Below are 4698 nucleotides of genomic sequence, written 5' to 3'. Positions count from 1 at the left end.
AGTCGATGATGACCCAGACCAGCACCGCCACCCGTCTCGCCCCGCACCCCGACCGGCTGCTCCCCGCCGACCCCGGTGCACGCCAGGTGGCACGGACCGTCTACGACGCGGTCAAGGACGCACCGATCATCTCCCCGCACGGCCACGTCGACGCGGCGCTCATCGCCGCCGACCAGCCGTTCAGCGACCCCGCGTCGCTGCTCATCACGCCCGACCACTACGTGCTCCGCCTGCTGCACGCGAACGGGGTGGACCTGGCCGCGCTGGGACGCGCCGACCTGTCGGGGACCCACGCCGCGCCTCCCGGTCGCGCCATCTGGCGGAACCTGGCGGACCACTGGGACGACTTCCTCGGCACCCCCGTCCGCTACTGGTTCGAGACCGAGCTGCACGACGTCTTCGGACTGACGGAGCAGCCGTCGGCGGCGAACGCCGACGCCCAGTACGACCACATCGCAGGCCTGCTGGCCTCCCCCGCCTTCCGCCCGCGCGCGCTGTTCGACACCTTCGGCATCGAGGTCCTCGCCACCACCGACGGCCCCGCCGACGACCTCGCCGCGCACGCGCAGCTCGCCGCCGACCCCACGTTCACCGGCCGGGTGGTCCCCACGTTCCGCGCGGACGCCGTGTTCGACCCGTCGCGGCCGGACTGGAGGCCCGTGGTCGCGTCCGTCGGCGAGGCCGCCGGCATCGACACGGGTACCCACGCAGGGCTGTTGGCAGCACTCCGCGCACGTCGCCAGTACTTCATCGAGCACGGCGCGACCGCCACGGACACCGGGGTGCTCGACGCCGGATCGTCGCCGTTGTCCGCCACGTCGCGCGAGCGAATCCACGCCGAGGCGCTCCGCGACCCGTCGTCCGTCTCCGAGGCGGACGCCACCGCGTACCGGCACGACATGCTCTACCGCTGGGCCGAGATGAGCGTCGAGGACGGCCTCGTCATGCAGCTGCACCCCGGCGTCATCCGCAACCACCACGCGCCGACGCTCGAACGCTTCGGCCCGGACACCGGCCACGACCTGCCCGCCGTCGGCTCCTTCACCACGCCGCTGCGGCCGCTCCTGGACTCCTTCGGCACCGCTCCGGGCTTCCACCTCGTGCTGTTCACCGTCGACGAGACCGTCTTCTCGCGCGAGATCGGCCCGCTCGCCGGCTTCTACCCCGCCGTGTACGCCGGGGCACCGTGGTGGTTCATCGACACCCCGGCGGCGATCGGCCGCTACCGCTCCGCGATCACCGACTCGGCGTCGTTCACGAAGACCTCCGGGTTCATCGACGACACCCGGGCGTACTGCTCCATCCCCGCGCGGCACGACATGGCGCGGCGAGCGGACGCGGCGTACCTGGCGTCACTCGTCGTCACGCACGAGATCTCGGAAGAGGACGCCGTCCGCACGGCACGGCGGATCGTGTCCGACATCCCGCGGGCGACGTTCAAGCTGTAGCGGTGCGGGCCGTGGCCGGGGCCGGGGCTGTGACGCTGCGGACGCGTTCCAGCGCGGAACGGATCTCGGCTTCGGCGGTCTCGGCGTCGAGCGCCCACCGGCACTCGAGCGAGACGGCGCCCCGGTACCCGCCGTCGTGCACGGCGGCGAGGAACTCGTGCCAGACGTCGTCGACCGTGCCGGGTGGCCGACGGTCCGGGTCGCTCAGGTGGACGTGCCCGATCCGGTCGCCGTGGCGCCGCAGGACCTCGAACGACTCGCCCTCGTTCCGGATGTGGAACAGGTCGGCGACGACACCGACGCCGCCGAGGGCTGCACCGTCGAGGAAGGTCACCGTCGCATCGACCGTGTGCAGGACGTTCGTCTCCGCGCGGCTCAGGGGTTCCACCACGATGCGCAGGTCGTTCGCGGCGGCCACATCGCGTGCGGTCCGGACCACCTCGCCGAACCGGCGCAGGGCGTCGTCGCCCGCCATGCCGTCGGGAGCGTTCCGAGCGGTCCCCGACCCGAAGACGATCGTCGCGCCCGGTTCCGCGACCGACCGCACGATCGGCAGGACCGACTCGAAGTACGACCGGACCGTCCCGAGCTCCGTGGTCAGCAGCGGGAGGTCGCCGGGCACCAGGACGGCGAAGGACGGGAACCGCTGGCCGGCGTAGACCTCGTTCCGCCGCCACCCCGTTCCGTCGCGGACCGCGAGGTTGCCGGCGATCGTCGGCTCCACGTGGTCCGCGCCCGCGCGGCGGACCACCTCGGTCAGTTCTGCCCCGGCCACGACGCCGAGTCCCCTGGACGACATGCGGTCCATGCAACTCGTCCGAGGTGCCGACGGCGACTGTTGCCGTCCGTTGCCACCGGCGCCGGTACGGTCGGACGATGGACCTCGACGTCACCGCTGCGTACGGCGACCGTGCGGGCGAGTACGCGGAGGTCCTCGGATCGATGTCGGCCGTCCAGGACGAGGACCGGACACAGGTCGAGGCCTGGGCGTCGGGATCCGGTGCTCGCATCCTCGACGCAGGGTGCGGGCCGGGGCACTGGGCCGCACACCTGGCGGATCGTGGGCACGCAGTGATCGGCATCGACGCGGTCGCACCCTTCGTCGAGCACGCACGACGTGCGCACGACGGCGTCGACTTCCGCCTGGGCGCGATCGAGTCCACCGGTCTCGACGACGGCAGCGTCGACGGGGTGCTCGCCTGGTACTCCGTGATCCACCACGATCCGTCCTGCGTCGGCGAGGTCTTCGCCGAGTTCCGCAGGGTGCTCCGGCCGGGCGGCGGCCTGCTGGTCGGGTTCTTCGAGGGGCCTTCGATCGAGTCCTTCGACCACGCGGTCGTCACGGCGTACCGGTGGCCGACGGGCGCGCTGGCGGAGGTCCTCGAGGACCACGGGTTCGACGTGGTGGACGTCCGGGCCCGGGTCGATCAGGGACAGCGGCCGCACGCTGCCATCCGCGCGAAGCGGCGGTGAGGTGCCTCAGCCGGCGGTGCCATCCGCTGAAGCCGTCGTTCAGGCTTCAGCAACCAGCGATTGCAGCACCGCGGAGATGTCCGCAACCGCGTCCAACTCCCCCTCGGCGATGGCGATGATCAGTTCGTACGCCTCGTCGTTCGTCGCGCGCAACCGAAGCCCGTTGACCCCGAGGAACACCACCAGCAGCATCAACCCCAGGCGCTTGTTGCCGTCGACGAGTGCATGGTTCCGAACCGCGGAGTGCACGAGCGCTGCCGCCTTCTCGAGCAACGACGGATAGGCGTCGCGTCCACCGACCGAGGTCGCTGGTCGGGCCACCGCGGCCTCGAGGAGTCCAGCATCTCGGATGACGAAGTCCGGCCCCAACGTCCGCCGAGCGATGTGCAGCGCTTCGTCGATCGTCAGGTGGATCATCGTCCGAGTCGCTCGAGCGCCTCGGCGAAGTTCGGCAACTCGCGGTCGAGGACCCCGTCGATGAGGTCACGTCGGCTGTGGTGCTCGATGTACTCGCGGATCGCTTCCCGCGCGATGTCCTGCATCGATCGGGCTTCGAGGTCGGCCCGGGTTCGGAGCGCAGCCGCCTCGGCATCGTCCAGTCGAAGGGTCATGGCCATGCGCAGGACGGTATCACAGTTGATACCACGGTCATCGATCAGCAGCACCGACCGGCGTCCCTTCGCTCGAGGCGTCGACGTCGATCTCGATGGTGGGGTCGACGCGTGGCGGCTTGATGCGACCTGTCACTGGATTGTTCTGTCATGATCCGAGTGTTGCGCGGTCGCTTCTCCGCCGGGGGAAGGTCTGGGAGAGGTTGTGGACGATCCCTTGCGAGGACTTCACTGTGGAGAAGTGAGGCTCAGCCGGAAGTGACCGACAGCGCCGCGAGGATCGTCGTCACCGTGTCGTCGACCGGCCCGTCGATGGAGACGTCGACGGCGGCCTCGTCGGCCTGCGGCCGTTCGAGCGTCGCGAACTGGGAGTCGAGCAGCGACGACGGCATGTACTCGTGGTGCCGGTGCGCCTGCCGCTCGGCGATGAGGTCGTGCGAGCCGTCCAGGAACGCGATGACGAGGCCCGGCGCCGACTGCCGGAGCCGATCGCGGTAGACGCGCTTGAGGGCGGAGTTGGCCATCACGCAGCGGCTCCCGGACGCCTCGACGGCGGCGATCCGCGCGGCGCAGGCGTCGAGCCACGGCCAGCGGTCGTCGTCGGTGAGGGGGACGCCCTGCCGCATCTTCTCCTTGTTCGCGGCCGGGTGCAGGTCGTCGGCGTCGACGAACACGGTCGGTTGGCCCTGCTCGGCGAGCGCGTCGGCGAGCGCCTGCCCGATCGTGGACTTGCCGGAACCGGAGACGCCCGTGACGAGGACGGGTGGGAGGGCAGCGGTGTCGGTCATCCCTCCACAGTATTGACGGGGTGAACAGTGGTCCCCAGTTGCCGTAACACCCGTGCGGTCCCAGGGCGCCGACCGTAGGTTGGTCTCACGTCCGGACAAAGGAGACGACGTGGCAGACAGCACTGGTCAGGCGAACATCGGGGTCATCGGCCTCGCCGTCATGGGGTCGAACCTCGCGCGCAACCTCGCGTCGCGTGAGGGCAACACGGTCGCGGTGTACAACCGCACCTACGCCCGCACCGAAGAACTCATCAAGGAGCACGGCGACGCCGGCTTCATCGCGTCCGAGGACATCGACGCCTTCGTCGCCTCGCTCTCGAAGCCGCGCACGGCGATCATCATGGTGCAGGCCGGCAAGGGCACCGACGCCGTGATCTC

The 4698-nt window shown here is 70.6% G+C and carries 7 protein-coding genes; 3 read left to right on the top strand and 4 right to left on the bottom strand.

Features of this window, described 5'->3' with window-relative positions:
- Positions 1-5: 5 nt before the first annotated feature.
- Complete coding sequence (gene uxaC / locus GVL05_RS19525) at positions 6-1448, top strand: glucuronate isomerase (RefSeq protein ID WP_327785649.1); 1443 nt, start codon at positions 6-8, stop codon at positions 1446-1448.
- Here uxaC and GVL05_RS19520 read toward each other — a convergent pair.
- Positions 1438-2247 (bottom strand): sugar phosphate isomerase/epimerase, encoded by an 810-nt coding sequence (locus GVL05_RS19520; RefSeq protein WP_159574219.1) that lies wholly within the window; start codon positions 2245-2247, stop codon positions 1438-1440. The genes uxaC and GVL05_RS19520 overlap by 11 nt on opposite strands.
- A gap of 77 nt (positions 2248-2324) precedes the next feature.
- On the opposite strand from GVL05_RS19520, the gene GVL05_RS19515 reads away from it, so the two are divergent.
- A complete protein-coding gene (locus GVL05_RS19515) occupies positions 2325-2921 on the top strand; it encodes a class I SAM-dependent methyltransferase (RefSeq protein WP_123294717.1) in 597 nt (198 codons plus the stop codon).
- A gap of 39 nt (positions 2922-2960) precedes the next feature.
- On the opposite strand, the gene GVL05_RS19510 is transcribed toward GVL05_RS19515, so the two are convergent.
- From GVL05_RS19510 to GVL05_RS19500, 3 genes are all read right to left on the bottom strand, one after another.
- Complete coding sequence (locus tag GVL05_RS19510) at positions 2961-3338, bottom strand: type II toxin-antitoxin system death-on-curing family toxin (protein ID WP_123340626.1); 378 nt, start codon at positions 3336-3338, stop codon at positions 2961-2963.
- On the bottom strand, positions 3335-3538 hold the full coding sequence (locus GVL05_RS19505) for a ribbon-helix-helix protein, CopG family (RefSeq protein WP_185002705.1): 204 nt from the start codon (positions 3536-3538) through the stop codon (positions 3335-3337). Before GVL05_RS19505 ends, GVL05_RS19510 begins: the two co-directional genes overlap by 4 nt.
- A gap of 242 nt (positions 3539-3780) precedes the next feature.
- The gene (locus GVL05_RS19500; protein WP_159574218.1) at positions 3781-4320 is read right to left on the bottom strand and encodes a gluconokinase; all 540 of its coding nucleotides are present in this window, start codon (positions 4318-4320) and stop codon (positions 3781-3783) included.
- A 160-nt stretch (positions 4321-4480) separates the two neighbouring features.
- On the opposite strand from GVL05_RS19500, the gene GVL05_RS19495 reads away from it, so the two are divergent.
- The coding region (locus GVL05_RS19495; RefSeq protein WP_235036078.1) for an NAD(P)-binding domain-containing protein at positions 4481-4698 on the top strand (218 nt) is incomplete at its 3' end.

The organism is Curtobacterium sp. 18060 (assembly GCF_902706105.1).
GTDB lineage: Bacteria > Actinomycetota > Actinomycetes > Actinomycetales > Microbacteriaceae > Curtobacterium.
This window is presented reverse-complemented; position numbering and strand designations above follow the sequence as displayed.

Bases quoted from the DNA above. Each gene is read 5' to 3' on its own strand.
- GVL05_RS19515 (WP_123294717.1), top strand. From the start codon at position 2,325: ATGGACCTCGACGTCACCGCTGCGTACGGCGACCGTGCGGGCGAGTAC.
- GVL05_RS19510 (WP_123340626.1), bottom strand. From the start codon at position 3,338: ATGATCCACCTGACGATCGACGAAGCGCTGCACATCGCTCGGCGGACG.
- GVL05_RS19520 (WP_159574219.1), bottom strand. From the start codon at position 2,247: ATGTCGTCCAGGGGACTCGGCGTCGTGGCCGGGGCAGAACTGACCGAG.
- uxaC (WP_327785649.1), top strand. From the start codon at position 6: ATGATGACCCAGACCAGCACCGCCACCCGTCTCGCCCCGCACCCCGAC.
- GVL05_RS19500 (WP_159574218.1), bottom strand. From the start codon at position 4,320: ATGACCGACACCGCTGCCCTCCCACCCGTCCTCGTCACGGGCGTCTCC.
- GVL05_RS19505 (WP_185002705.1), bottom strand. From the start codon at position 3,538: ATGGCCATGACCCTTCGACTGGACGATGCCGAGGCGGCTGCGCTCCGA.